Annotated in this window: 24 protein-coding genes and 1 pseudogene; 14 read left to right on the top strand and 11 right to left on the bottom strand. The window is 68.3% G+C overall.

Features of this window, described 5'->3' with window-relative positions; translation table 11 throughout:
- Positions 1-2 precede the first annotated feature (2 nt).
- Positions 3-587 carry a nitrous oxide reductase accessory protein NosL gene (locus OQF70_RS06155; protein WP_280536486.1) on the bottom strand — a complete coding sequence of 195 codons (585 nt, stop codon included), beginning with the start codon at positions 585-587 and terminating at the stop codon, positions 3-5.
- 186 nt (positions 588-773) lie between these two features.
- Entirely contained in the window at positions 774-989 is a 216-nt protein-coding gene (locus OQF70_RS06150) for a cell surface protein (RefSeq protein WP_092814481.1), read from the bottom strand.
- A 172-nt stretch (positions 990-1161) separates the two neighbouring features.
- Between OQF70_RS06150 and OQF70_RS06145 the strand changes: the two genes are divergently transcribed.
- Both OQF70_RS06145 and OQF70_RS06140 read left to right on the top strand, forming a co-directional pair.
- The gene (locus OQF70_RS06145) at positions 1162-1755 is read left to right on the top strand and encodes a sulfite oxidase-like oxidoreductase (RefSeq protein WP_280536485.1); all 594 of its coding nucleotides are present in this window, start codon (positions 1162-1164) and stop codon (positions 1753-1755) included.
- A gap of 32 nt (positions 1756-1787) precedes the next feature.
- On the top strand, positions 1788-3227 hold the full coding sequence (locus tag OQF70_RS06140; protein WP_280536483.1) for an isochorismate synthase: 1440 nt from the start codon (positions 1788-1790) through the stop codon (positions 3225-3227).
- Positions 3228-3257: 30 nt separating this feature from the next.
- Here OQF70_RS06140 and OQF70_RS06135 read toward each other — a convergent pair whose 3' ends face one another.
- Positions 3258-3998, bottom strand: coding sequence for a PAC2 family protein (locus OQF70_RS06135; protein ID WP_280536481.1), 741 nt, complete (start codon positions 3996-3998; stop codon positions 3258-3260).
- Between the two features lie 143 nt (positions 3999-4141).
- On the opposite strand from OQF70_RS06135, the gene OQF70_RS06130 reads away from it, so the two are divergent.
- The 3 genes from OQF70_RS06130 to OQF70_RS06120 all read left to right on the top strand — a co-directional run bounded on the left by OQF70_RS06130 (position 4142) and on the right by OQF70_RS06120 (position 6738).
- Positions 4142-5092: an RsmB/NOP family class I SAM-dependent RNA methyltransferase gene (locus tag OQF70_RS06130; protein WP_280536479.1), complete on the top strand. Its 951-nt coding sequence runs from the start codon at positions 4142-4144 to the stop codon at positions 5090-5092.
- Complete coding sequence (locus tag OQF70_RS06125; protein ID WP_280536478.1) at positions 5089-5661, top strand: hypothetical protein; 573 nt, start codon at positions 5089-5091, stop codon at positions 5659-5661. The genes OQF70_RS06130 and OQF70_RS06125 overlap by 4 nt, the downstream gene beginning before the upstream one ends.
- Positions 5662-5847: 186 nt before the next feature.
- Positions 5848-6738, top strand: a complete 891-nt coding sequence (locus OQF70_RS06120) for a cation diffusion facilitator family transporter (RefSeq protein WP_280536477.1) — start codon at positions 5848-5850, stop codon at positions 6736-6738.
- Between the two features lie 19 nt (positions 6739-6757).
- Here the strand turns inward: OQF70_RS06120 and OQF70_RS06115 are convergent, their stop codons facing one another.
- Entirely contained in the window at positions 6758-7486 is a 729-nt protein-coding gene (locus tag OQF70_RS06115) for an SOS response-associated peptidase (protein ID WP_280536475.1), read from the bottom strand.
- 100 nt (positions 7487-7586) lie between these two features.
- On the opposite strand from OQF70_RS06115, the gene OQF70_RS06110 reads away from it, so the two are divergent.
- Positions 7587-8363 carry a ribonuclease H-like domain-containing protein gene (locus tag OQF70_RS06110; RefSeq protein ID WP_280536474.1) on the top strand — a complete coding sequence of 259 codons (777 nt, stop codon included), beginning with the start codon at positions 7587-7589 and terminating at the stop codon, positions 8361-8363.
- A gap of 110 nt (positions 8364-8473) precedes the next feature.
- Positions 8474-10264 (top strand): flippase activity-associated protein Agl23, encoded by a 1791-nt coding sequence (locus tag OQF70_RS06105; protein ID WP_280536473.1) that lies wholly within the window; start codon positions 8474-8476, stop codon positions 10262-10264.
- Between the two features lie 53 nt (positions 10265-10317).
- On the opposite strand, the gene OQF70_RS06100 is transcribed toward OQF70_RS06105, so the two are convergent.
- Together OQF70_RS06100 and tcuA are read right to left on the bottom strand one after the other, a co-directional pair.
- Positions 10318-11268, bottom strand: a complete 951-nt coding sequence (locus OQF70_RS06100) for a transcription initiation factor IIB (RefSeq protein WP_092814512.1) — start codon at positions 11266-11268, stop codon at positions 10318-10320.
- Positions 11269-11364: 96 nt separating this feature from the next.
- Entirely contained in the window at positions 11365-12771 is a 1407-nt protein-coding gene (tcuA, locus tag OQF70_RS06095; protein WP_280536472.1) for an FAD-dependent tricarballylate dehydrogenase TcuA, read from the bottom strand.
- A gap of 133 nt (positions 12772-12904) precedes the next feature.
- Between tcuA and OQF70_RS06090 the strand changes: the two genes are divergently transcribed.
- Positions 12905-13306 carry a hypothetical protein gene (locus tag OQF70_RS06090; protein WP_280536471.1) on the top strand — a complete coding sequence of 134 codons (402 nt, stop codon included), beginning with the start codon at positions 12905-12907 and terminating at the stop codon, positions 13304-13306.
- Between the two features lie 3 nt (positions 13307-13309).
- Positions 13310-13942, top strand: a complete 633-nt coding sequence (locus OQF70_RS06085; RefSeq protein ID WP_280536470.1) for an METTL5 family protein — start codon at positions 13310-13312, stop codon at positions 13940-13942.
- Here the strand turns inward: OQF70_RS06085 and OQF70_RS06080 are convergent.
- Positions 13939-15765, bottom strand: a complete 1827-nt coding sequence (locus tag OQF70_RS06080) for a rhomboid family intramembrane serine protease (protein ID WP_280536469.1) — start codon at positions 15763-15765, stop codon at positions 13939-13941. The two genes, OQF70_RS06085 and OQF70_RS06080, sit on opposite strands and share 4 nt — an antisense overlap.
- A 95-nt stretch (positions 15766-15860) precedes the next feature.
- Positions 15861-16367, bottom strand: a complete 507-nt coding sequence (locus OQF70_RS06075; protein ID WP_280536467.1) for a halocyanin domain-containing protein — start codon at positions 16365-16367, stop codon at positions 15861-15863.
- A 118-nt stretch (positions 16368-16485) separates the two neighbouring features.
- On the opposite strand from OQF70_RS06075, the gene OQF70_RS06070 reads away from it, so the two are divergent.
- Together OQF70_RS06070 and OQF70_RS06065 are read left to right on the top strand one after the other, a co-directional pair.
- A complete protein-coding gene (locus OQF70_RS06070; protein ID WP_280536466.1) occupies positions 16486-16941 on the top strand; it encodes a DUF5799 family protein in 456 nt (151 codons plus the stop codon).
- A 98-nt stretch (positions 16942-17039) separates the two neighbouring features.
- Entirely contained in the window at positions 17040-17333 is a 294-nt protein-coding gene (locus OQF70_RS06065; RefSeq protein ID WP_280536465.1) for a hypothetical protein, read from the top strand.
- A 47-nt stretch (positions 17334-17380) separates the two neighbouring features.
- Here OQF70_RS06065 and OQF70_RS06060 read toward each other — a convergent pair whose 3' ends face one another.
- Positions 17381-17530: a hypothetical protein gene (locus OQF70_RS06060; RefSeq protein WP_177167411.1), complete on the bottom strand. Its 150-nt coding sequence runs from the start codon at positions 17528-17530 to the stop codon at positions 17381-17383.
- A gap of 70 nt (positions 17531-17600) precedes the next feature.
- A complete protein-coding gene (locus tag OQF70_RS06055) occupies positions 17601-18098 on the bottom strand; it encodes a metal-dependent hydrolase (protein ID WP_280536464.1) in 498 nt (165 codons plus the stop codon).
- A gap of 106 nt (positions 18099-18204) precedes the next feature.
- Here OQF70_RS06055 and OQF70_RS06050 point away from each other — a divergent pair, with 106 nt between their 5' ends.
- From OQF70_RS06050 to OQF70_RS06040, 3 genes and pseudogenes are all read left to right on the top strand, one after another.
- Positions 18205-19713 carry an HTTM domain-containing protein gene (locus OQF70_RS06050; protein WP_280536463.1) on the top strand — a complete coding sequence of 503 codons (1509 nt, stop codon included), beginning with the start codon at positions 18205-18207 and terminating at the stop codon, positions 19711-19713.
- Positions 19714-19815: 102 nt separating this feature from the next.
- Positions 19816-21132, top strand: a complete 1317-nt coding sequence (locus OQF70_RS06045) for an MFS transporter (protein ID WP_280536462.1) — start codon at positions 19816-19818, stop codon at positions 21130-21132.
- A gap of 82 nt (positions 21133-21214) precedes the next feature.
- A pseudogene (locus tag OQF70_RS06040) lies at positions 21215-22006 on the top strand (phosphotransferase); the annotation flags it as partial.
- Between the two features lie 113 nt (positions 22007-22119).
- Here OQF70_RS06040 and OQF70_RS06035 read toward each other — a convergent pair.
- A complete protein-coding gene (locus OQF70_RS06035; protein WP_280536460.1) occupies positions 22120-24432 on the bottom strand; it encodes a DUF87 domain-containing protein in 2313 nt (770 codons plus the stop codon).
- Positions 24433-24517 lie beyond the last annotated feature (85 nt).

Genomic DNA, 24517 nt, shown 5'->3' with positions numbered 1-24517 from the left:
TGCTATTCGCCCTCGCGGAGCCCCTGGACGAGCGCCCGATCGATGTCGTCGAACCCGATCGGTCGCCCGCCGTGGTCGTCGACGAACGCTGCGGCCTCGTCCGCCTCGGAGAAGGGGTGGAGGCCGGGACCCATCCCGCCCCGAACGTCGCTTTCGACCACGTAGGTGAGCGCCGTCGCATCGGCGAACGTCTCCGGCGCGGTCGGGGAGGGCATCGTCGGGCCGGCATCCCGGTCCTCGATCGTCCAGTCGACGGCCGAGAAATCGGTCACGTAGATGACGTCGGCCTCCCAGCCCCGGTCGAGTCGGTCGAAGTGGAACGGAAACAGGCTGAACACGAGCGTGTGGAACCAGAACGGGCCCTCCTCCCGGTCCGGCGGCGTGTGCTCCGCGTAGTAGATCTGTCCGTTCGCGCCGCCGTGGGGACCGATCTCCATCCCGTGATCGTCGTCGAACTTCCCACCGGAGAGATCGACCGGTTCCGGATCCGGACCGCCCGATCCGGGAGCGAGCCGATCGAGACACCCGGCTGTCGATCCGATTCCACCGATCGCCGTAGCCGCCGTGAGAAACTGCCGCCGGTTCATCGTGTCACCCTACACACCGTCGCTACAAGCCGATTCTGGTGCGATCGTCGAACGTCGCGGCACTCGTCCGACACCGTCGATCGATGGCCTCGCTTTCACCGCCCGTTCACAACCGATCGTGGTCGCATCTGCCGCCACACGATCGGGTTTGGATGCCGACGTCGATGACGCCGCGGTGGGCCAAGCTTAAAAGACGTATTCGTCCTCGTGGCCCATCATTCCCTCCTCTTCGAAGCCCGGTCCCTCTTCTTCGTCCATCGGTCCGCTGGTCTTGTACGCCTTGATCCCCGTCGACAGGAGCTCCTCGATCGCCTCCTCCCGGTTGAGGAACTCGCCCTGCTCGACCATCTGAGCGATCTGCATCTCCTGGTGTTCCGGGACCGTGATCTCGACTTTCGGCATTCTCTACCCCGTCGTAATTCGAGGGGATATATAAACCTACTGCCAAACTCTCGGGGATACGAAAAGACGATTCCGTTCGAGAGAACGTTTAGTTGAGTATTCTGAAAGAATAGTTTAAAAATTCCAAGGACCGACCCGACACCCATAGGTGGGTTCGGCTCCGATCGACGGTATGGTCGAGGACGTTACGGATCTGTACCGCGAGTTCGGGGAGAACCGGCTCCCGCCTGGCCAACGGCAAACCGACCGGTTTCCGGTGCTTTCCAAGAGCGGGACTCCCGATTATAACCCTGCCGATTGGCGGTTCGAGGTGTACGGCGCCGTCGACGAGCAGCTCACCTATGATCTCGACTCCTTCGCGGCGCTGCCGCACGTCCGCCAGCGCCAGGACTTCCACTGTGTGACCGGCTGGAGCCGGTTCGACTGTGAGTTCGCCGGCGTCCCGTTCACCGAGATCGCCGACCGGGCTGGCGTCGACGCCGACGCCGAACACGTCCTGTTCCACGCACTCGACGGGTACACGACCGACCTGCCGCTGTCGGCGTGTCGTCGTGAGGAGGTGCTGTTCGCCGACGGACTCGACGGCGAGGATCTTCCCGCGGATCACGGCGGCCCGGTCCGGGTCGTCACGCCGCACAAGTACGCGTATAAAGGTGCGAAGTGGGTAACGGGCGTCGAGTTCCGTACCGAACCGCAGCGCGGCTACTGGGAGAAGCGCGGGTATTCGGAGACGGCGAACCCCTGGAACGAGGAGCGGTATAGTTAGCGTAAAGGGTGTCGCTCACCGATCCCGTGTCAATGGACCCGTTCGCGCTGACCGATTCGTCGCGGCTCGTCAGCCGTGCCCGGCGGATCGACGATCCGTCGTTCCGCGCGGCCTTCGAGGCGATCGAGACGCCGCGCGTCGTGTGGGGTGCCCCCGAGGAGTCGACGGTGATCGGCGGCGGCGCGGCCGCGACCCTGACGGCCAGCGGCCCCGATCGGTTCGCCACGATCCGCGATGGCGCCGACCGGCTGTTCGCGTCCGGCGACGTTCACGCCGGGACCGAGGCCGCCCGTCCGCGACTGTTCGGCGGGTTCGCGTTCCACGAGGCGGCGACGGACGGGGAACCCTGGGCGTCGTTTCCCGAGGCGCGATTCGTCTTTCCGCGCGTTCAGGTCACTGCGGCCGACAACGGGACGTGGGTAACGGTCAACGCGGTGGGTCCCGACGTCACGGCGACCGACGTCGAACGCCGCCTCGACGAGGCGGTGGCGACCTTCGACGGGCTCGGCGCGGCCGACCGGGGAGCCGACGATCACGGCACCGACGCGTCGGACGGAACTGCCGATCCGGATCGGAATCCGGACCGTCCCGGGATCGTCTCCCGCCACCGAACGACGACGCGCGAGGAGTGGCGGACCGGCGTCGAAGCCGCCGTCGATCGCATCCGGCAGGGCGATCTCGAGAAGGTCGTTCTGGCACAGGCGCTTGCGGTCGAACTCCGGGATGATGCGCCACGAGGCGCGATGATCGATCGACTGCGGCACCGGTATCCGAACTGCTACCCGTTCCTCATCGAGACCGATGCGGTCGAAAAACCGGATACGGCCGGAACGCCGGATGAGACCGGCACACCGGATGCGGCTGGCGCGGCCTTCGTCGGCGCGACCCCGGAACGGCTCGTCTCGATGCGCGGACGAACGGTCGAGACCGACGCGCTCGCGGGCACCACGGGACGGGGTGAGACGCCCGAGGAGGACGAGTGGCTCGCCTCGGAGCTGGCCGCCGACCGGAAGAACGGACACGAACACGACCTCGTCGTCGAGGCGATCCGCGACCAACTCGAGCCGTTTACCGCTTCGATCTCGACCGGCGATCGGCGCATCAAGCGGCTGGCGGAGGTCCAACACCTCCACACCCCGATCACGGCGGATCTCGCGGCGACCACCCACGTGTTGGAGCTCGTGGAGGCGCTCCATCCGACGCCGGCGGTCGGCGGGCTCCCGCCCGCGGCCGCGCTCGAGACGATCCGCGAGACGGAGCCGTTCGACCGCGGCTGGTACGCCGCCCCGGTCGGCTGGATCGACGCGGCGGGCAACGGAACCTTTACCGTCGGCATCCGGTCCGCCGTCCTTGAGCGGCGCCAGGCGACGCTGTTCGCCGGCGTCGGGATCGTGGCCGACTCGGACGCCGACGAGGAGTGGGACGAGATCCAGCTCAAGTACCGGCCGATCCTGAACGAACTCGAGGACTAACCGTTCGGACCGAATCCGGATGCCGTTCGATCACTGATACATCCGGAGCGGGCGCGCCTCGGTGCTCTCCTCATCCACGTTCTGCATCCGCATCGCGAGCTGTTCTTTCGCACGCTGGATCTCGTCGGCCCGATCGACGAGCGCGTCCGTCGGGATATCGACGTCCGTGACCGGTTTGAGTCCATGTGTGATGAGTGCCCGCGACGCCTCCGGGTCCGGGAACTGCGGATCGGACTCGACGACCAGTCCGACGGCCGTTCGATCGTTCTCCAGCGCGTGAGACAGGAGGGCGCCCGTCGGGCCGGTGACGAGCCCCATCTCCGAGGGCGCGTCGATGCCGGCCCGGTCGAGATGTGTGTCGCCCTCGCCGGTCGCGATCCCGTATAGCGCGGGCGGGGCCGCCTCCTTCTCCGCCGGGCGGCCGGAGAGATACAGCGGGGTGACGTCCTCCTCCTTGAACCAGCCGGCGACGCAGTCGGCGAACTCGGTCGCCGCGGCCGGCGATATCGGCACGTCGCTTTGCAGAACCAGCAGATCGCGTTCGGCGTCGGCGTAGATCCGCACCGGCGTCGACAGCCGCGAGTCGTCCTCGGGATAGGTCACGACCGGCGGGATCCCCTCACAGTGGACGTTCGCGTAGTGAACCATGTCGAACGCCTCCACGATGTGGTCGGCGGCGATCTTCCCCACGAGCCCGACGCCGGGGAGCCCCTCGATCAGGAACGGGGCATCGAGTTCGACGTCCTCGGCGAGTACCTTGATCTGAGCCATACGCGACGGTTCGACGGCCAGCCACTTATAACGCCGCGCGGCCCCGAGCCGATGGGTGCCGTCGGTTCGCGACCGACGATCGTCGGTTCCGGACGCCGGCGTGGAGTCGAAATCGACAAACCGACCCGCCGCGAACCCGACGTATGAACCCACTCGAGCGGTACCTCCCGCTCGTCGACGACGAGGACGCGTTCCTCGCGGCCTGCGACCGGCCGCTGCCGTCGGTCGTTCGCACGAACCCGATCGCGGCGACGCCCGAGCGTGTGCGTCGGGCCTTCGACGAGGAGGGGATCGACTACGAACCGGTCGATTGGCACGACGGCCTCTTCCGGCTGCCGGCGGGAAGCCCCGGCACGAACTGGCCGTACGTCCACGGCTGGATCCACGGCCAGGAGGAGGTCTCGACGCTGCCCGGACTCGCCCTCGACGCGCAGCCGGGCGAACGCGTGCTCGATACGTGTGCGGCGCCGGGCAGCAAGACGACCCAGATCGCGGCCGACATGGACGATCGCGGCACCCTCGTCGCGAACGACAACAACCTCGGCCGGCTCTCGGCGCTGCGCCACAACGCCGAACGGCTCGGGGTGACGAACGTGGCCGTCACGAACCAGGACGCACGGAACCTCTCGCTGCGGCCGTTCCCGTTCGACGCGTTCGACCGGGCGCTCGTCGACGTCCCCTGCTCGTGTGAGGGGACCTGCCGGAAGAATCCCGACGTCCTCGACGAGTGGACGCTCGACCACGTCCACGCGATCGCCGGCGTGAGCAAGGGGATCCTGACCCGCGCCATCCAGGCGACTCGACCGGGCGGCGTCGTCGTCTTCTCGACGTGCACCTTTGCACCCGAGGAGAACGAGGCCGTCCTCCAGCACGTCCTCGAGTCGGAGCCGTGCGAGCTGGCGACCTTCGACCTCCCGCTCCGGAGCGAGCCCGGGATCACCGAGTGGGATGGAGAGACGTTCGACGACGCGATGAAGCGGGCACACCGGATCTATCCCCACCACAACGACACGGGCGGGTTCTTCTGCGCGAAGCTTCGCGTGACGGCGGAGCAGCAGGACGGGTCCGGAACCGACGGAGTGACTGCCCGATGAGCGACGACGAATCGGACTCCCCGAGCAACGATGGCTCCGACTCCCCGAGCAACGACGGCCAGCGCTTCGATCGACTCCCCGAGACAGCCGCGGACCGTGTCGTCCCGGGCCGGCCGACCCGCGAGGAGGTCCTCACGTGGTGGGAGGACCGCTTCGGCATCGACCGGTCGGTTCTGGAGCCGTACACCTTCCTCGAGAAGGGCGCCGGAAAGGTCTGGATCTATCGCGGGGAGGCGACCGACCCGTGCCGGATCGAGGCGCTTGGAATGACGTTCCTGCGGACGCGCCAGGAGCACTGGAAGCCGACGACGCGGGCCGTCTCCCGGTTCGGCCGGCACGCGACCCGTAACGTGGTCGAGCTCGACCCCGCCGAGGCGGCCCGGTTCGTCGCCGGCGAGGACCAGCCGATCGACCGCTGGAACGGCGACTGGGGGTACCTGATCGCCGCCCACGAACTGGCCGGCGATCGGGAGCCGATCGGCGTCGGGCTCTATCTCCACGGCGAACTCCGATCGCGGGTCCCGAAGGGCAGCCGGACCGACGTCGGACGGCAGGACGGTGAGGAGTAGCGCGGGCGTCGATCGGAGTCGACACCACCACCGAGGCCGACACCACCGCCGAGGCCGACACCACCGACGCCACCGACGCCACCGACGCCACCGACGCCACCGACGTCACCGCCGCCGCCGCCGACACGACCGCCGACACGACCGCCGAGTCCGGCGCTTTATGGGTGATGCCGACCGAGTGTGCGTATGACCGACGAGGGACGGCGGTTCAAGCGCGCGGCCGGGGTGAACGTCCTCGGGAACGCGATCAAGATCCTGGTCGAGGGTGCCGCCGGGATCGCGTTCGGGAGCGTCGCGCTCGTGGCCGACGCCGCCCACTCGGTCGCCGATCTCGTCGCCAGCCTCGTGGTCTTCGTCTGGGGCGGCGCCGCCTACACCGACCCCGACGAGACGCATCCACACGGGCACCAGCGCATCGAGCCGCTGACGGCCCTCTTCGTCGGCGCCGTCATCGTCCTGCTCGGCGCGAACCTGCTCCGGGAGTCCGCGCTCGCGCTGATCGAGGGGCCGGGGGTCGTCTTCGATCCGCTGTTGCTCGGCGCGCTCGGGTTCGCGATGGCGGACATGTATCTGCTGTACTGGTACACGATGCGGGTGAACGCCGATCTGGGTTCGACCGCTCTCGACGCGCTCGCGGTCGACTGCCTCAACGACATCTACACGACGATCGCCGCCATCGTCGGCGTCCTCGGCGTTCTCCTCGGCCATCCGGTCCTCGATGCCGTCGCCGGCGGGTTGGTCAGCCTGCTCGTCGTCTACCAGGGCATCGAGATCGCCCGCGAGAACGTGACCTACCTCGTCGGCGCCGCACCGCCGCCCGAGGAGTACGACCGCGTCCGGACCACTCTGCGTGACCACCCCGACGTCGAGGGGATCCACGACCTGCGGGTCTTCTACGACGGCACCGACATCGAGGTCGAGGTCCACGTCGAGGTCGACGGCGAGATGACGCTCCGGCAGGCTCACGACCTCGAGACCGAACTCATGGACCGACTCCGTGGACTTCCCGCGGTCGGCGACGCCCACGTTCACCTGGATCCCTCGGGCGTGGGCGAGTGGAAGGACGCCCTCGAGTGAGTCGACGGCTGCGACCGACTCACACCGGCTCGATCAGTGAGTCGTCGTCGTTCGACGGGTCGTTCACGCGCTCGGAAACCGGATACGCGTGTAGTCCGTCGGGATCGATCGGGTCAAGCAGCGACGCCGCCGTTTCGGCATCTCCGTGGAGATACCGCTCCTCCTCGTCCGGCTCGAGGATCACGGCCATCCGATGGTGGAGGTCGGCGACGAGGTCGTTCGGCTCGGTGGTGACGATCGAGAACGTCTCCACCGGCTCCGGCTCCCGTGCGTCAGGGCCAACGTCGCTTCCTCCCCCGTCTCCGGCACCACCCGCGAACCGCTCGAGCCCCGTCTGGGTTGGCCCGTCGGGCTCGGGCGGCGTCCAGCGTTCGTAGACGCCGGCCATCGCGAACGGACGATCGTCGTCGAACGCGACGCGATACGGGCGCGTTCCGGACTCCGTCTCGACCCACTCGTAGAAGCCGTCCGCCGGGACCAGACATCGGCGTCGCTCGAACGCCTCCCGAAAGGCGGGTTTCTCCCGAACGGTCTCCGCACGCGCGTTGATCAGGTCCATCCGGTCGTCCGCCCAGGCGGGCGTCAATCCCCATTTCGTCGGCCTCGCCTCGTCCGGGGAGTCGGCAGGGATCACTGGGAGATCCTGGCCGGGTGCGCAGTTGTACCGCGGCGTGAAGTCGGGGAATGCGGTGTCGAAACGCGCCTCGAGGTCCTTGCGCGGGGTCGACAACGAGTACCGGCCACACATATGTCTCGATAGAGCGGCCCCCGCAAAAACGCTCGCGGTCAGCGGTCGGGCACCGACGCATCGCGAGAGGTTCAAGGGGACGGAGCGCCCCGGTGGGGACGTGCGCATCGAGAACAGCTTCATCCCGGTTCGGGGCGTCGGAGAACGGACGGAGCGGCGCCTCTGGGAACACGGGATCACTCAGTGGGACGACTTCGACCGGTCCGTCGACGTGCCGGGAGTCGGATCGACGACCGCCGAACGGATCGACGCGTTCATCGACCGGGCCCGCGACCGACTTCGGGCCGGTGACGCCGCGTTCTTCGACGACGCCTTCCCGAGCGACCAGCGCTGGCGCCTGTACGAGGATTTCCGGGCGGAGACGTGCTTTTTCGACATCGAGACGACCGGCCTCGACGAGCACGCGGACCGTGTGACGACGGTGAGCTTCCACCGCGACGGCGAGACGTCGACGCTCGTCGCCGGCGAGGACCTCACCGCGGAGGCGGTCCGCAACCGGCTGACCGACGCCGCCGTGATCGCCTCGTTCAACGGCGCGCGCTTCGACGTGCCGTTCCTCGAGACCGCCCTCGGAATCGAGATCGACACCCCTCACCTCGATCTGCTGTATCCCTGTCGACGGCTGGGGCTCTCGGGCGGGCTCAAGGCGATCGAGTCCGAGATCGACATCGAGCGTGACCGCCCGGACATCAGCGGACGCGATGCGGTCCGGCTCTGGCGGGAGTACGAACGCGGCGACGAGGACGCCCTTGAGACGCTCGTCTCGTACAACCGGGAGGACGCGCGGAACCTCGAGACGCTGGCCGACGTCGTCTGTGACTCCCTCCACCGCGACGTCTTCGGCGACGTCGCCGGATCGACGGGCGCGGATCGCTGATCCGGTCATACCGGCCACTTCGACCGCGCTTGCCGATCCGACTCGCTCCGACGTCCAACCACCTCGACCGAACCGAAACGTTCCTACGCCGCCGCCGAGACGCCATCGATATGTCGTCTCGTGCGGACGATCGTCGCGTCGACCGTTGGTCCCGGTTTCGCGGTCTCGATCCGCGAATATGGACGCGGGCGGACCGGCGCACGCGCGCCGCCGTCGCGATCATCGTCTGCTGCTCGCTGCTCGTCCGGATCGTCGCGCTGGGCGACCGACCCTTCCACTGGGACGAGGCCCGGGTCGGGTACTGGACGCTGCGGTCGCTCGAGACCGGGCAGTACGAGTATCGGCCTGTCGCCGGCGGACCGGTCGTGTTCCACCTGGCTCGCCTCGCGCTCTCGGTCGCGCCGCCGAGCGACGCCCTCGCCCGGCTCCCGTTCGCGATCGCCGGCGGACTCCTTCCCGTGACGGCGCTCGTCTTTCGCGGCCGGCTGCGTGACGACGAGACGGTCGCCGCCGCGGTCGTGCTCGCCTTCGCGCCCCCGCTCGTCTACTACGGACGGTTCCTCCGTGGCGACGTGATCGCCGCGGGAGCGGCGCTCCTGGCGGTTGGCCTGTGTCTCCGATGGCTGGATGCCGCGACCGGGCCCGAGTCCGACCCGCGTGATCGGGACCTGTACGGGGGCGTCGTCGCCTGGGCGGTGGCGCTCGCCGCGTCCGGGTTCGCCGTCGCGACGCTCGTCATCGTGATCGTCGCCGCCCTCGTCACGCTTGACCACCCGCGCGTTGCAGGGACCCCCACCCGCCTCGGCGAGTCGATTCGGCGGGGCTGCCGCCGGGCGATCGGGCAGGCAACCCCGCTTGCGCGCGCGGCGTTCGTGTTCCTCGGAACCTGGGGCGTGCTGTTCGCGCCGCGAGGACCGGGCCCCGCCGGCGGGCTGAGCGGGCTCGGTGCGGATCCGGTCGGGATGGCTGTGCGGACGTACGTGGATCCGGTCACGGCCTTCACCGGCGTTCGGGTCGAGGGGCGTGCCGGCACGCAGCTGCTCCCGTTCGTGACCGACGCGGTGTCGACCGTCGTCGCGACCGCGGCGCCGATCCTCGCCATCGCCGTTGCCGGGTTCCTCGCCGACCGGTACGGGCTGCTCCGGACTCGGTCGGGGGATACCTCCGTGGGCGGACGGCCGTTCGTGCTGTTCGCGTCCGTGTGGGCCGGGATCGGCCTGGTCGGGTACCCCGTCGTCGCCGAGGTCGTCGCGCCTTGGACGCTCGTGCACGTCCTGGTTCCGCTGGCCGTTCCGGCCGGAGTCGGGATCGCGGCCGTGTACCGATACGGACGGCAAGCCGCCGGAGCGATCGCCGGGTTTGAGGGAGCGTCGGACGGAGCTCGCGAGCGTGTCGGCGACGCGGCGCGGGTGGCGGCGGCGGGGCTCGTCCTGTTCGCGCTCGTCGCACACGGGGGGATCGTCGCCCTCGATGGCGTCGCCACCGATCCGTCCCCCGAGTCGACGCTCGCACAGTACGGCCAACCCGCAGATGATCTCGAGCCGCTCGTCGGGGAGATGGAGGCGGCGCTTTCGGCTGCCGATGGCGGGAACGCGCGCGTCGTCTGGGTCGGCGACCGGTTCCATCTCTCGGCGGAGACGGTCGCTGACCGTCCCCCGATCGCCGCGGAATCCGACCGCGAGGCGTGGGGCGAACGGCTGCCGCTCCCGTGGTATCTCGAGCGGACCGGCGCCGACGTCGAGAGCGTGACTGACCCGGACGCCATCGAGGATGAACCGGCGGTCGTGATCGCGGACCCGAACTACGAGGGGTCGATCGACGCGTTGCTTCCGGCCCACGAGTCGCGAACCCTGCGGCTCGGGCTCTGGAACCGGGAGGTCGTGGTGTTCATCGCGACCTGACGGTCAGGGCGGGAGCGGGTCGGATTCCGATCGGGAGCTCGATGCCGACGACGTCACCGGAAACCCATCGCCTCGATCTGCTCCTGGTAGCGGTTGCGAATGGTGACCTCGGTCACCTGTGCCACCTGGGCGACTTCCCGTTGGGTCTTCTTCTCGTTGCACAAAAGCGAGGCCGCGTAGATCGCCGCCGCCGCGAAGCCGGTTGGCGACTTCCCGGAGAGCAACCCCTGTTCAGCCGAGACGTCGATGATCTCCGTCGCCTTCGTCTGGACCTCCTCGCTGAGGTCGAGCGCGGAGGCGAACCGCGGTACGAACTGCTTGGGATCGACGGGCTTGAGTTCGAGCCCGAGTTCCTGTGAGATGTACCGATAGGTTCGACCGATCTCCTTTTGCGGGACTCTGGAGACCTCGGCGACCTCGTCGAGCGAGCGGGGGATCCCCTCCTGGCGGCAGGCGGCGTACAGCGCCGAGGTGGCGACACCCTCGATCGACCGGCCCCGAATGAGGTCCTCGGCGAGCGCGCGCCGATAGATGACGGAGGCGACCTCCCGGACCGATCGGGGGACGCCCAGCGCGGAGGCCATCCGGTCGATCTCCGAGAGCGCGAACTGCAGGTTGCGCTCACCCGCGTCCTTCGTCCGAATGCGCTCCTGCCACTTGCGCAGCCGATGCATCTGGGAGCGCTTCTCCGAAGAGAGCGATCGTCCGTATGCGTCCTTGTCCTTCCAGTCGATCGTCGTCGTCAGCCCCTTGTCGTGCATCGTCTCGGTGATCGGCGCACCGACCCGGGACTTCGACTGCCGTTCGGAGTGGTTGAACGCCCGCCACTCCGGCCCGCGATCGAGCTGCTGTTCGTCGAGCACCAGCCCGCAGTCGTCACACACCAACTCGTGGTCCCCGTCCGCCACGACGTCCGCGGAACCACACTCCGGACAGGAGACCGTTTCGCCCGCCTCCTGGTCGGCCTCCCGTTCCTGCTCCCGCTGCCGGCTCGGACGTTCCATATAAGGTTTGTGGCTAGTGGTATATTTAAAAGTTGGTGTCAGATCGGGAATAACTTACTCGATCGGCATAGCGAATCGCCTCGCCCGCCCGCGATTTTACTCGAGATCCTCGACGGCGGTCTCGGCGGCGATCCGTCCGTAGACGGCGGCGTTCGTCAGGCCGGTACCGCCGGGATAGTTGTTGTAGAACAGCCCGCCGGTCGCGTTGCCGGCGGCGTAGAGGCCGGGGATCGGATCGTCCCGCGTGTCGAGCACCTCGGCGTCCGGCGTGATGGCGACGCCGCCGAACCCGAACGTCATCCCGCCGGTGACGGGATAGCCGGTGAACGGCGGCTCATCCAGCGGGAGCGCCCAGTTGGACTTCGGCGGGTCGATGCCGGGCGCGTCGTTGCCGTCGAGGACGTTCGGGTCGTACGCCTCGATCCCGTCGCCCTCGACCGTACAGGCCTCGTTGAACCGGTCGACAGTCTCGACGGCCGTCTCCGGGTCCTCGATGTCGAGACGCCGGACGAGCGACTCGATCGAGTCGGCCGTGACCGCCCGTCCGGGGCCCATGTGTGCGACGTCGTCGACGGTCTTCGAGTCGACGATGATGAACGCCTCGTGATAGGGCTGTTCGAAGATCTCCCGGCCGAACTTCGCGTAGGTGTGTGCGCGAGCGTCCTCGCCCTCGTCGACGAACCGCTCGCCGTCGTGGTTGAGAATGAGGCCGTACTGATAGCCGTCGATGCGGGTGATCCCGCCCTCGACGTCCGGGGATTGCACGTCGATGATCGCCATATGGGCGTCACCCCACTCCCCCTCGGATTTGGCGCCGACGTCCATCGCGGCATCCAGCGCCTCGCCGGTGTTGTATCGGCTGCCGCGAACCTTCATGTTCCCGTATCCGGGGCCGTAATACCGGGTTCGGCGCTCCTTGCTCGAGCCGTAGTCACCAGCCGCGAGGATCACGGCGTCGCCCGTAAAGAGCGTCCGGCGTCCTTCGTGGCGGGCTTCGACGCCCGAGACGTCCCCGTCGTCGTCGCGTCGGAGGGATCGGGCCTCGGCCTCGTAGAAGATCTCGACGCCGCGGTCCTCGACGATCTCGACCAGCTCGTCAACCATGTCCTCGCCGTGGAGCCAGACCCGACCCGCGGTGTACCCCGGATGTGGCGCCTGGTACTCCCAGCTGACCCCGTGGTCGGTCAACCACTCGAACGTGTCCGGCGATTCGGAGACCAGCCGATCGACGAGGTTCTCGTCGGCCCGATAGTTCGTCACCTGCATGATGTCCGAGTAGAAGTCGGCCGTCGAGTAGTCCTCCACGTTGAACGTCGCGTCGCTGTCGATGTCCGCGGTCGGGATCCGGAACGACTCGGTAAAGCGGGTGTGACCGCCGCGGTGTTCCTTCGGACTCTTCTCCAGGAGGCAGACGGACTGATCGAGTTCGGCCGCGCGAAGCCCCGCGGCGAGACCGGCGATGCCACAGCCGATGACGACGATGTCGAAGGAGTGTCGGTTCATTGGGTGTCGCGTGTCGGATTTCGGTTGTATGGGTTGGTACTTAACGATTCTCACGGTGGATGTACCCGTCCCTCACGAAATTACTACTAAGCATTTACAAAGATATTTGTATAACCAGGGAATATGTGGTTGTATGAGCACCACCGAGTCCACGAACGTCGACGGCCCGATTTCGGGGTGTCGACCCGCCGACATCGATCCCGTCGTCGTCGACGGCGCCGACCTCGAAAGCACCGCTCCCGAATACCTGCGTGACCTCAAAGCCGAACTGTCGCGGCGGGGCTACCAGCCCGCGGCGCTGGCGGTGACGGCGTGTTTCGCCGAGGACTGCTCGCTTGCCACCCAGGAGGAGGCCGATCGGCTTCGCGGGTTCGTCCGCGCCGCCGCGTTCCTCGGTGCCGGCCGGATCGAGATCGCGGTCGACGACGTCGCCGAACCGGCGAAGGTCGATCCCGCGCTGTCGGCCCTGTCGGAACGAGCCGCTCGTGAGGGCGTGACCCTCCGGATCACCGGCGACGCCGAGATCGCCGGGTGATCGATGGCGTCGCGGCGTTCCCTGGCGACGAAGCTCGGCGTCGTCGCCGGGTTCGAGCAGCCGACCGCGTCCCTCGAACAGTACCCGACGCCTCCGGGACTGGCCGCCCACGTCGTCCACTTTGCCGACTTGCAGGGCGATGTCGAGGGACGAACGATACTCGATCTCGGGACCGGAACCGGTATGCTCGCGCTTGCGGCCGCGCTCCGCGGCCCCGCTCGCGTGGTCGGTCTCGAGGTCGATCCCGGCCCGCTCGGGACCGCCCGCGAGAACGAACGTCGCGTCGGCACGAACGCGCCGGTTCATTGGCTGCGTGCCGACGCGACCCGCCCGCCGATCCGAACCGCCGAGCCCACGACCGTCCTGATGAACCCCCCGTTCGGCGCACAGGACGGAAACCGCCACGCCGACCGCGGATTCCTCGCGGCCGCCGGTACCCTCGCCGACGTCTCCTACTCGGTCCACAACGACGGCAGCGAGGCGTTCGTCCGCTCGTTCGCGGCCGACAACGGCGGCACGGTGACCCACGCGTTCGCGGCCGAGTTCGATCTGGAGAACCGGTTCGATCACCACACCGACGACTCGACGGCGATCGATACCGAGGTGTACCGGATCGAGTGGTCGGATGACGGCTAGGGATCGAGGACTCCTTCGGCGACGGTCCTTCCGGTGGCGACCCCTCCGGCGTCGGTGCTCCCGGTGACGACCATCCTGGAGTCAGCGTCCCCGGTGACGGCCCTCCTGAAGTCGGCCGCACCGAGGTCGATCTCCCGTGCTCGTTCCCGTCCCTCGTACCGCTCGGTCTCGAGGACCCGCACCCGTGTCCCGTTCGTCTCGGCGTATATCCGCCGATCCTCGCGAACGAGCCGGATCCCGGCAAGCTGCACCGACTCGTTCTCGGCCGGGAGCGGAGCGGTCGCGGCGTCGGTGCCGTTCGCGACCGTCACCTCGAAGACGCCCTGCCGAGCGGACACGGTGACGTTCCGTCCGGCGATCGTCGGCCCGGCCGTCGCCGAGTCCGAGACGTGGACGGTCCGCCGGTCGCCGTCGTGCTCGAGATCCACCCGGTAGCTCACTCCCGCCCCGACCGCCCGCCAGCCGGTCCGGTGGGCCGTGACGGTCTCGCGCCAGCCGATGCCGCCGACGGTGACCTCGCGGGAGCCCCAGTAGGCGAGGTTCCCACGGGAGACGGCCGTGATCCAGACGTCGCGCTCCGCGTTTTTGACGATCACCCCGGAGGTCGTGACGTTCGTCGCGCCCTCGAAGGCCTCGACGTCGATCACGTTCACGAGCTGGTTCGGTACGTCCTCGGCGTAGGTCACCTCGTAGCCCTCGATTTCGACCGGATCGCCGGGGAGGGGTTCCTCCGCGGGAACGGTGACGAGGTTCGGGACGACCGAGGGCCCAACGAGGATCCCGAACGCCGCCACCACCAACACGATCCCGACGATCCGCGGCGTGGCGGACCGGAGGGCCTCACGCATCGTCTCCGGGTTCGGAACGGCGTCCGTCGGGCGGAGGGGCCGATCGCTTCCGGCCACCGCGAGCGTCACGATCGCTGCAAGCAGCGCGACGAGCGCGACGCCGGCCGCCCGATAGAGGACGTATCGCTCGTTCCCGAGGTACCAGTAAACGGCCCACAGCGACCGCGAGGACGCGAACAGGAGGACGCCGGCGAAGACGACGACGGCGGAGCGTACGTCCGTCTCACGACGACGCAGCAGCACGATCCCGACCAGGACGCCGAGCAGGAACCCAACCGCATGTCCCTGGATCGAGATGTTTGCCCACCAGGGACCGCCGTAGGAGGGGCTGGCGGCGGCCCGCGTGACGGGGCTCGTGAACGCCGAGTACAGCAGGTTCACGAGCGACGTCCCGGCGAGCGCGACGATAGACCCGAGCGGATAGTGGACGATCGCGACCCCCCAGAGCGCGAAGACGACGCCGGAAAACCCGATGACGGGACCGACAGCGAGCACACTCGAGAGGACCGCGCCGCCGACGATCGCGGCCGGAACGACCAGGAACGCTCGCACGTAGGGGTTCGACCGCCACGAGGCGAAGGAACTGGCGCCGCGAGCGCGTGGATAGTGGCCATAGGCGTACTCCGCGAGCGTCCCCGCGGCGAGCGTCGCCAGGAGGTTCCCCGTGAGGTGGCCGCGGCTCGCGTGTGACAGCCCCGAGAGGAGCAGTCCGTCGAGCGAGAAGTACGACCAGGCACGAAACGGGATCACGACCGGCGAACTCGGGTCGTCGATCCCGCGCTGGACGAAGAGGTAGACGAGGAGGACGATGCCGACGGCGACGAGCGTCCCCCAGGGAACACCCCGGAGCAGCCGGGAGCGGACCCGCCGCCCCCACCGGCCACGCGGGCGGTCGATCGCCCACACGATCACGAACGAGAGGAGGAACGCGACCGGGATACTCAGGCGGTGGAACGGGACCCACTCCGGAAGCATACCTCGGGTTCGATCGTGATCGGTAAAGAACCCGCGGGTCAGAGATCTCGACGACCTCGATCAGTCGTGCTTCCGGTCCCGTCGGCGATCTCGGCCTACTCGACGACTTCGATCGCGCCGCGCATTCCGCTTGCCTGATGCGGGGTGCAAATGTACCGGTAGGTTCCAGACGCCTCGAAGACGTGGGCGAACGACGCTTCGGCCTCCCGATGCAGGTCGCTCTCGAACCGTCCCGCCTCCTCGACGACGTTGTGTTGGCCGCCCTCGCCGGTCCATTCCCAGACGACCTCGGTGCCGGCGCTCACCCGGACCGCCGCGGGTTCGAACGCGAGCCCCTCGGCGGCGCCGACGCCGACCGTCACGGTCGACTCGCCGGTGCGATCGACCACGCCGTCGTAGTTGTTCGCGCTCGCGATCCAGTCGTCGGTGTCGGAGGCGGATCCGTCCTCGTCACCGGTTCCGTCCTTACTGCCGTCCTCGCCGCCCTCGCCGCCGGTGCCGCCCTCACCGCCGCCCACACAGCCGGCTCCGAGCGTCAGCCCGGTCGATCCCACCGCTGCGAGTACGGCACGTCGAGAGGGTCGGTTCCGGTGTCGCGTCATACTCGTCCTCGGGGTGATCGAGCCAAAACGGGATCGATCCAACCCCGGATCGATCCGGCGGGACGGCGGAACAGCACCGAGCACAACGCTCTTTGGAGCGGTCCGCGTAGCCACCGCTATGAGCGATTGGACGGACGCGATCGTCGGCGACAGAATGGCCGTCGATCAGGAGTTCAACGACCGCGTTATGAACTCCCAGTTCAGCAACCAGGAGTGGGGACTGATCATGACCGCAACCGAACTCGAGATCGAGAATCCCGAGGATCCCGACCGGGCGCGGATCGTCGCCGATACCTCCAAGCTCCCGGAGATGATGCCGGAGCTCGACTCGCTACGCGAGCAGATGCCGGGCGCGGCCGGTGGTGGCAGCGGAAGCGGCGGTCGCGGCGGCGGTAGCGGCGGCTTCCTCGGGTCGGTTCGCAGCGCACTCGGTCTCGACGGCGACGACGGCGAGGCCGACGCGGAGCGCCTGGAAGCGGCCGAAACGATGACGCAGGAGTACGCGGAGCAACTCCAGCAGCGCCTCGAGGACAACGGGAAGTTCGAACGCGCCCGGACGTCCTATCTGGAGTAGGTCTCAGGACCCGTTCCAAACGGAATCGGCGTCGAACGTCCGGTTGTGAACCGGTAGGGGAACCATTACTATGGGATTTCGAGCCCGTTTCGTCGATCATGTCCCGTTCCTCACACGGTACGGCCGTCGTCGACGCAGAGCTCCCCCGGACCGAACAGATCCAGCGTGCCGCCGATCGACTCGGTGGCGTCCTGCAATCGCTGGATCTCGAAGAGGATGCGCGGCTCGCCGACGAACTGATCACGGCGATCCGGGCGGTTGACCGGGCGTACGACCTCGAGACGACGGTTCGAGACGCTGACCGAAAAACGGGTCGAGACCGCGATCGGGAAGCCGACGGATTTCGGTTTCCGTCGTCGCTCGCCGACGAGCGTCTCCCCCGCAATCGGTAGGGACGCCGCCTCAGTGGCACCGTCACCGGCGTTGATCGGTGACGCTTTCACTCGGCGTCGCCGCTGTGGAACAGCGTCAGCTCCTCGGCCTCGTAGATGTTGATGAGCTCGTTGATGAGGTCGTCGTACTCTTCATCCTCGATGCGGAGTCCGTCGAGCCGTTCGATCGTCTCCTCGTCGATATGGATCTGTGGCATACTTCCCGGTTTGCCGGCCCGATTCATAAGTTATCGGGAGCGAAACGACGGCGGGTCCTCGTCCGCGGCATCACCAGCCGACGAGCCGACCGGCCAACGCGAAGGTACCGACCGCCATCGCGACGCCGACGACGAGCAGCCCGTAGTTCGCGACGGTGTTGTCCGCCCGCCAGAGTGACAGCGAGTAGGTCCGTCCCGAAAGCGGCCACAACAACGGGACGCCGGCCGGCGTCAACGCGTCGGCGAGCAGATGTGCGCCGACCGTTGCGATGCCGAGCACGAGGCCGAAGGCTCCCAGTCCGACGGCCGCGGTCACGCCGAGCTCGCTCGCCGCCAGCGATCCCGCACCGCCGAAGATGCCGCCCACGGCCAGCGCGAACAGCAGACTGTGTGTCGGCCCGCGGTGGGGAACGATCGGCAGTCGATGGTCGATGTCGGGCAGCATCGTGAACCACAGCATCACGGCGCCCGCGAGGACGGCGAGGGAGTCCGCACCGGCCGCGAACAGTCCCACGCCGAAGGGCGCATAGACCGCGATCGACGCCCCGAGATGACCGGTTCGATACACGGTCTGGCGTCCGCGTTCGGGACGTATGAACCGTTGGGTTTCGGACCGGTAGCGGCCGCCGCTCCACAAAACCTATTCGTGCGACTGCGGTAGACCGGACCGAGAGATGTTCGACCGCCCGTCACGTCGCCGGATCGCGAACGCCGTGGGGCGGTTCGTCCGTGATCGGGCCGCCGTCGATCGGCGCGCGCTTGCCGCCGTTCGGATCGGGCTCGGGCTCGTGATCCTGATCGACCTCCTCCTCCGTAGCCGTCATCTGCGAGCGCTCTATACTGACTCCGGCGTGTTGACGACCGACGCGCTTGCGAGCGCGTACCCGTCGCTTGCCGGCGTCTCGATGCACGCCGTCGCGGAGTCGGTTGCAGGACCCGCGGGCGTCGCCGCCCTGTTCGTGGTCGCCGGCATCGTCGCGGTCGCGCTCGCCGTCGGGTACCACAGCCGGATCGCCGCGGCCGTCTCGCTCGCGTTCGTGCTCTCGTTGCAGGCGCGCAATCCCTTCGTGCTCAACTCCGGCGATCTGCTGTTGTGGCAGCTGTGTCTGTTCGCCACGCTGCTCCCGGTCGGCTCGCGGTGGTCGATCGATGCGGTGCGTGGGACTCCGGCATCGGGTGACAGAGCGCACCCAGGGCGGGCCGACGTGCAGGTCGCGTCGGTCGCGACCGCGGCCCTCCTCGTCCACGTCTCGCTCGTCTACGTCACGAACGCGGTCTTCAAGCTTCGTGGAGACCACTGGATCGCGGGCGATGGCGCCGCGATCGCGTTCAGTATGGACCAGTTCACGGTCCTGTTGGGGCCGTGGGTCGCGGGGTCGCCGACGCTGCTGTGGATCCTGAACTACGCGTGGCTCGGACTGCTCGTCGCCTCGCCGCTGCTCGTGGTCGCACGGGGTCGGATCCGAACCGCGATCGCGGCCGGCATCGCCGGCGGCCACGCGGGGATGGTGCTCACGATGGCGATTTCGGTCTTTCCGCTGGTGTCCATCGTCTCGCTGCTGCCGTTTCTCGGGTCCGGCGTCTGGGACCGGATCGAGGCGGCGACGGCGGGCGTTCGGTATCGCCTCATAGCTGTCGTCGACGGTGACAGTAACGGTAACAGTATGGCGACCGTCGGTGCTGTGATCGGAGGTGGCCTTCACACCGCTGTTCGGGTGGTCGCCGCCGCGTTGCTCGTCGGTACGCTCGTCTGGAACGCGGCCGCGCTCGGCTACGTGGAGGTGGGAGCGGACGACGCCGGGATCGACCCGACCGAGTACGGCTGGGAGATGTTCGCTCCGGACCCCTCCGGGACCGACCACTGGTTCGTGATCGACGCCGAGCTGGCGAGCGGCGAGCACGTCGACGGCCTCGGTCGCGGGTCGGTCACGAGCGAGCCGCCCCCTGACGTGGACGCGACCTACCCCTCCGCACGCTGGCGCAAGTACCTGATCTCGATCACCGTCGCCGACGATCCGGCGGTCTCGCGATCGACTGCGGCGTACGTCTGCCGGACCGTCGCCGACCGGACCGGCGAGTCCGTCGAGTCCGTGGAGATCACCTACCACCAACGGATGGCGTGGCCGGAGCCGAGCGAGGAGATCGGAACCAACCGGCTCGTGACGCACGACTGTCGGGTATGAGATGACGGTCCGATCGCCGTCTGCCCGGAACCGGTCGGACGAACCGGTCGGGTGAAACGGTCGGACGAAACGACTTAGTCGATGACGGGAGACTCCCCGGCAGTGAGCGAACGGTGGCTCCTCGCGTGGGGGACCGGCTACGCGGCGGTGGGGGCGGCATCACTGTTGCTCCCCCTCTACGCGATCGAACTCGGTGCGGGCGCGTTCCTCGTGGGAGCGATGGCCTCGACCGCCGCCTTTGCCGGCGTCCCGGGGGCGATCCTGTGGGGCCAGCTGGCGGCACGAACGCGGCGCCGGCGCCCCTTCGTGCTCGTCGCACTCGCGTCGGTTGCGGGAGTGCTTGGCATCGTCCCGCTTTTGGGATCGCCGTGGTCGCTGCTCGTTGCGAACGCGGCCCTCTGGTTCGTCGTCTCGGCGGCCGCGCCCGTGCTCAACCTGATCGTCGTCGAGGGCGCCGACGCGGCCGAGTGGGACGTGCGGATCGGTCGACTCAACGCCGTTCAGGGATACGGGTGGGTGGCCGGACTCGTCCTCGGGACTGTCTGGACCGCGACCGTCGGCCGGCTGCTCCCCACGGTAGCGGCACAGGAACTCCTGTTCGTCGTGCTCGCCGCCGCGGGCGCGATGGCCACGCTCGCCGCGATTCGGTGGTACCCGGAGCGTCCCACGACGAGTCCCGAGCGATTCGCCCGGGTCTACCATCGGTTGAACCGCTCGGATTGGGGGGCGGGGCGGTACCTGCGTGCGACGCCGTACGGAACCGCCCGGCTCTACTGGAACGTTCGTGAGTGGCTCGACGCCAAGCGCCGCGGGCGACGTCCCGGCGGATCCTTCGACCGGCCGCTTCGGAAATACCTGGTCGCCGTCGGGCTGTTCTCGGTCGGGTTCGCCGTCTTCTGGGGGCCGATGCCGGTCTACCTGACCGAAACGGGCGCCTCGACCGGTGCGGTCTTCGTGTTGTTTCTGCTCGCGAACGCCGGCAGCGCCGTCTGCTATTCGCCCGTTGGGCGGGCCGTCGGACGACGCGGGCCATACACGCTGCAGGCGGTGGCGCTCGGCGGTCGCGCGCTGCTGTTCCCCGGGATCGCGGTCGTCGGGGTCGCCGCGCCCACGGTCGCGACGTCCGCGAACGCGGTCGGATTCACCCTGATCGGCGTGACGTGGGCGTTGATCGCGGTGACGGCGACCGGGATCGTCACGCGGCTGGCCGCCGAGCCGGTCCGCGGCTACGCGCTCGGCGCCTACACGGCGATCGCGGGTATCGGAACCGGCCTCGGGAGCATCGTGGGCGGCGGCGTCGCCGAGGTGGCGGGGTATCCGGCGACGTTCGTCGGGGCCGGGGTCGTCGTGTTGGCGGCACTCGGCCTGTTCGTGTGGTCGGTCGGGTTTGACGGAGCGGGGTCGAGAGCGTCGAGCTGACGCGCCGTGGGACGCGAGCGGAACACACGCCGCGACGCGCACGGTCGTGCCGTTTAACCGCATCCCCGCCGTGTGGTCCCGTATGGAACTGCAGCGACTCGTTCGGGGACGGATCGACTGGCCCCAGATCGAACGAGTCGCGGTCGATCTCGCCGAGCGGTACGGTCGTGAGACGGTGCACGTCCGGTTCCTCGACGCGGACAACTGGCTGTCGACCCCGATGGTCCTCGACGACGACCGCTTCGTGAAGGTGATCACCAAACAGAACACGCTGGTCCACGCCCTGTTCACGACCGGACGCAACCTCGGGGCGTTCTCCTCGGGGACGGAGGGGTTCTTCGAGCGGTTCGAGACGCCCTACGAGATGGCTCGCCACGAGCTCGAGGCGACCCGGAAGCTGCGCGAGCTCGGGATCAACGCGCCAGAGCCCATCGAGGCGCTCGAGATCGACGGGCTCGGCGTGCTCGTCCTGGAGTATCTCCCGGAGTTTCGATCCCTCGACGAGCTCGACACTGACCGCGAGCGCGAACTCGCCCCCGCCCTCTTCGAGACGCTGCGAACGGTCCACGACGCGGGACTCGCCCACGGCGACCTCCGGGCGGAAAACGTGTTGATCCTCGACGGCGAGATCTACGTCATCGACGCGACGAACGTCGCCGACGACGCCAGGGACGACGCCCGCGCGTACGATCTCGCGAGCGCGATCGCCTCGTTGGAGCCGCTCATCGGCCCGCGGGAGACGATCGCGGCCGCGCTCACCGCCTACACGACCACGGAGCTGCTTGATGCCCGTCGATTCCTGGATTTCGTCGCATTGCGCCCCGATCACGACTTCGACGCAACCGGGCTGAAGGGGGAACTCGAGAAGCGTGCCACCCGGTCGCGGGAAGCCGAAAGGGGGAACGCTGTTGGCGGGGAGACCGAGAGCAGGGGCCCCGCCTCGATCGACGAGGAACGATCCCGGTCCTGAGACTCGACCGCGCTCGACTACTCCTTCGGGTCCACGATCTCGGCGTCGTCCGCTGCGGGATCGAACCCGGTGCCGTCGTTTTCCGCCGTGCCGTCACCGCTCGCCTTCCCCGCTTCGTCGGGTGTGGAGAGCACCTCCGCGTCCTCGTCGCGATCCGAGCCGGCAGCGTCGTCTACGTCTCCATCCGCGTCTCCGTCCGCATCTCCGTCCGCATCTCCGTCCGTCTCCGCAGTCGCTTCTGCCCCGGTCCCTCCCACACCGGTTCCTCCCGCCTCGGTCTCTCCCACATCGGCCTCTCCCGCCTCGGAAGCGATCGATCTGGCGGTCTCGGTTAACCCAGGTGTGGCAACCGGAGAGTCGACCGGGGTCCCTGATGCCGGCTCGTTTTCGGCCGACGCGTCGACGTCCATCGGCGGTGCCGCGTCCTCGAGTGCCGCGTCGATCCGGGAGGCGTCGATCCCCGTTTCGGGATCGGTGGCGGGTGCTCCACCGGTGTCTCCGTCCTCATCCGCGAAATCGTGTTCTTGGGACCCGAGGAAGGCGTCCTCGACGGCGGCAACCATCTCGTCGACGGCGTCCCCATCGAGACGGTCGGCGTACGCGTCACGGACGAGCCAGGGGATCCCGTACTCATATCTGCTCCCTGCCACGTGACGGACGAGCCCCGACCGCCGAAGCGGCCGATGTCGTGCGTAGGCGTGTTCGGTGTCGCCGCCGCCGCCGGCGGCGATGTGGGCGGTGACGGGATCGCTGCTCCCCTCACGGCGGTAGTGTCGCAGCATCCCCGTCGACATCTCCGTGAGCGCCTCGACCCGGTCTCGAAGGTTCTCGACCACGGCCTCACGGGTTCCCAGATCGATCGCCTCGTCGAACCGGAGCGCGCTCTCAGCGACGTCCGCAGCGGAGATCGGGTCGACCGCGTCGATCCCGAACGCACCGTCATCGGCGACGCCGTCGGTTGCCACACCGGCGGCGTCACCGGTCGCGTCGGCGGCGTCGAGCGCGTCGGCGAGGTCACCGGCGTCCGCGACCGCCTCCGGGTCCTCGATCCACTCGATCGAGTCCTCCGTGGTTTCGGTATCCTCGCCGTCGTGTTGGTTCCCCACCCCGCGTTCGTCGTCCGACCCACGTTCGTCGTCCACCTCGTCGGTGTCCGACCAACGTTCGTCGTTCGCCTCGCGCTCGTCGTCTTCCCTGGATTCGTCAGCCGCGCCGCGCTCGTGGTCTTCGAGGGTCGACTGGCTCTCACCCGATCCGCCGCGGTGGGGGGCCTCGGCTCGTCCGAGCAGCGCCTGCGAGAACCGGTCGGCCATCCGGGAGAGGTCCTTCGCCTCCTCGAGGTCCTGTTCGAGCTGGGTGATCCGCGCGCGCTTCTTCTCGAGTTCCTGGCGGAGGTCGGCCAGCTCGGACTCCCGCCGTTCCTGCTCGTCCGAGATGGTCTCGAGCTCGGAGACGAGGTCCCCGGAGACGGACTTCAACTCCGGCCGTTCGAAGTCCTCGAGGCCGGGGGTCGCGCCGGCGTCGAAGGTTTGCTTGCGGTGGAACTGGATGCGGCGGATCGACTCGTCCCAGTCGGTCATCAGGAACGCCTCGCCGTCACCCATGTCCTCGATCGCGTCGGCGTACTCGGACCCGAGGATCCGGCTCACGACGTTGGTGTCATTGTCCCACGTCAGGCGGTGCCAGACGAGCCAGTCACACTGGGTGATGAAGTCCTTCTTAACGTCGGCCGGCCGCTGGCTGATGCCGACGATCCCCAGCCCGTGCTTGCGGCCGCGCTTGCCGACCTTGATCAGCATCTTTCCGGTCTCGTCCATCCCGCCACCCTCCGGGATGTACTCGTGACACTCCTCGATCACGAGCAGGAAGGGTCGTTTGAGCTTCTTCTCCTTCGCGAAGAGGTGTTTGACCACGTTGAGGATGAGCTCGGAGGCGACCGACTCCTCGAGATACCCCGAGACGTCGAGGATGATCGGCACGTTCTGGTCGAGCGCGAGCGTGGCGATCTTCTCCGCGTGCTCCGGCGAGACCACGATGTCGCACTCGTCGTCGGCTCCGACGTGGAGGATCTCGTACTCCTCCTTGAGCCCGTAGTACTCCCCGTCGCTGTCGACGATCAACACCGGATAGTTGTCCGCAAGCAGGTTCTCGATCAGCACCGAGGCGGTGTTCGACTTGCCGGACCCGCTTTTGCCCGTGATGAACGACCGCCCGGTCAGCACGTCGACGACGGGCAGTTCGACCGGGTCGCCCGGGTTCGACTCCGCATCCCCCCCGACCCCGTCGCTCACGTCCGCGACGTGGATCGTCTCGGCGTTGTCCTCGCTCATACCCGTAACGACGCCGGCCGGTCCTCAAAGACCTTCGCCCGCGTCCGACGGACGTCTGACGACGATCGGCGTCGATCGGCTCACG

This window comes from Halopenitus sp. POP-27, from assembly GCF_029889855.1.
In the GTDB taxonomy this organism is placed as follows: domain Archaea; phylum Halobacteriota; class Halobacteria; order Halobacteriales; family Haloferacaceae; genus Halopenitus; species Halopenitus malekzadehii.
This window is presented reverse-complemented; position numbering and strand designations above follow the sequence as displayed.

Bases quoted from the DNA above. Each gene is read 5' to 3' on its own strand.
- OQF70_RS06050 (WP_280536463.1), top strand. From the start codon at position 18,205: ATGTTCGACCGCCCGTCACGTCGCCGGATCGCGAACGCCGTGGGGCGG.
- OQF70_RS06105 (WP_280536473.1), top strand. From the start codon at position 8,474: ATGTCGTCTCGTGCGGACGATCGTCGCGTCGACCGTTGGTCCCGGTTT.
- OQF70_RS06035 (WP_280536460.1), bottom strand. From the start codon at position 24,432: ATGAGCGAGGACAACGCCGAGACGATCCACGTCGCGGACGTGAGCGAC.
- OQF70_RS06115 (WP_280536475.1), bottom strand. From the start codon at position 7,486: ATGTGTGGCCGGTACTCGTTGTCGACCCCGCGCAAGGACCTCGAGGCG.
- OQF70_RS06130 (WP_280536479.1), top strand. From the start codon at position 4,142: ATGAACCCACTCGAGCGGTACCTCCCGCTCGTCGACGACGAGGACGCG.
- OQF70_RS06065 (WP_280536465.1), top strand. From the start codon at position 17,040: ATGTCCCGTTCCTCACACGGTACGGCCGTCGTCGACGCAGAGCTCCCC.
- OQF70_RS06075 (WP_280536467.1), bottom strand. From the start codon at position 16,367: ATGACGCGACACCGGAACCGACCCTCTCGACGTGCCGTACTCGCAGCG.
- OQF70_RS06060 (WP_177167411.1), bottom strand. From the start codon at position 17,530: ATGCCACAGATCCATATCGACGAGGAGACGATCGAACGGCTCGACGGA.
- OQF70_RS06145 (WP_280536485.1), top strand. From the start codon at position 1,162: ATGGTCGAGGACGTTACGGATCTGTACCGCGAGTTCGGGGAGAACCGG.
- OQF70_RS06125 (WP_280536478.1), top strand. From the start codon at position 5,089: ATGAGCGACGACGAATCGGACTCCCCGAGCAACGATGGCTCCGACTCC.
- tcuA (WP_280536472.1), bottom strand. From the start codon at position 12,771: ATGAACCGACACTCCTTCGACATCGTCGTCATCGGCTGTGGCATCGCC.
- OQF70_RS06080 (WP_280536469.1), bottom strand. From the start codon at position 15,765: ATGCTTCCGGAGTGGGTCCCGTTCCACCGCCTGAGTATCCCGGTCGCG.
- OQF70_RS06150 (WP_092814481.1), bottom strand. From the start codon at position 989: ATGCCGAAAGTCGAGATCACGGTCCCGGAACACCAGGAGATGCAGATC.
- OQF70_RS06140 (WP_280536483.1), top strand. From the start codon at position 1,788: ATGGACCCGTTCGCGCTGACCGATTCGTCGCGGCTCGTCAGCCGTGCC.
- OQF70_RS06120 (WP_280536477.1), top strand. From the start codon at position 5,848: ATGACCGACGAGGGACGGCGGTTCAAGCGCGCGGCCGGGGTGAACGTC.
- OQF70_RS06085 (WP_280536470.1), top strand. From the start codon at position 13,310: ATGGCGTCGCGGCGTTCCCTGGCGACGAAGCTCGGCGTCGTCGCCGGG.
- OQF70_RS06135 (WP_280536481.1), bottom strand. From the start codon at position 3,998: ATGGCTCAGATCAAGGTACTCGCCGAGGACGTCGAACTCGATGCCCCG.
- OQF70_RS06070 (WP_280536466.1), top strand. From the start codon at position 16,486: ATGAGCGATTGGACGGACGCGATCGTCGGCGACAGAATGGCCGTCGAT.
- OQF70_RS06100 (WP_092814512.1), bottom strand. From the start codon at position 11,268: ATGGAACGTCCGAGCCGGCAGCGGGAGCAGGAACGGGAGGCCGACCAG.
- OQF70_RS06155 (WP_280536486.1), bottom strand. From the start codon at position 587: ATGAACCGGCGGCAGTTTCTCACGGCGGCTACGGCGATCGGTGGAATC.
- OQF70_RS06090 (WP_280536471.1), top strand. From the start codon at position 12,905: ATGAGCACCACCGAGTCCACGAACGTCGACGGCCCGATTTCGGGGTGT.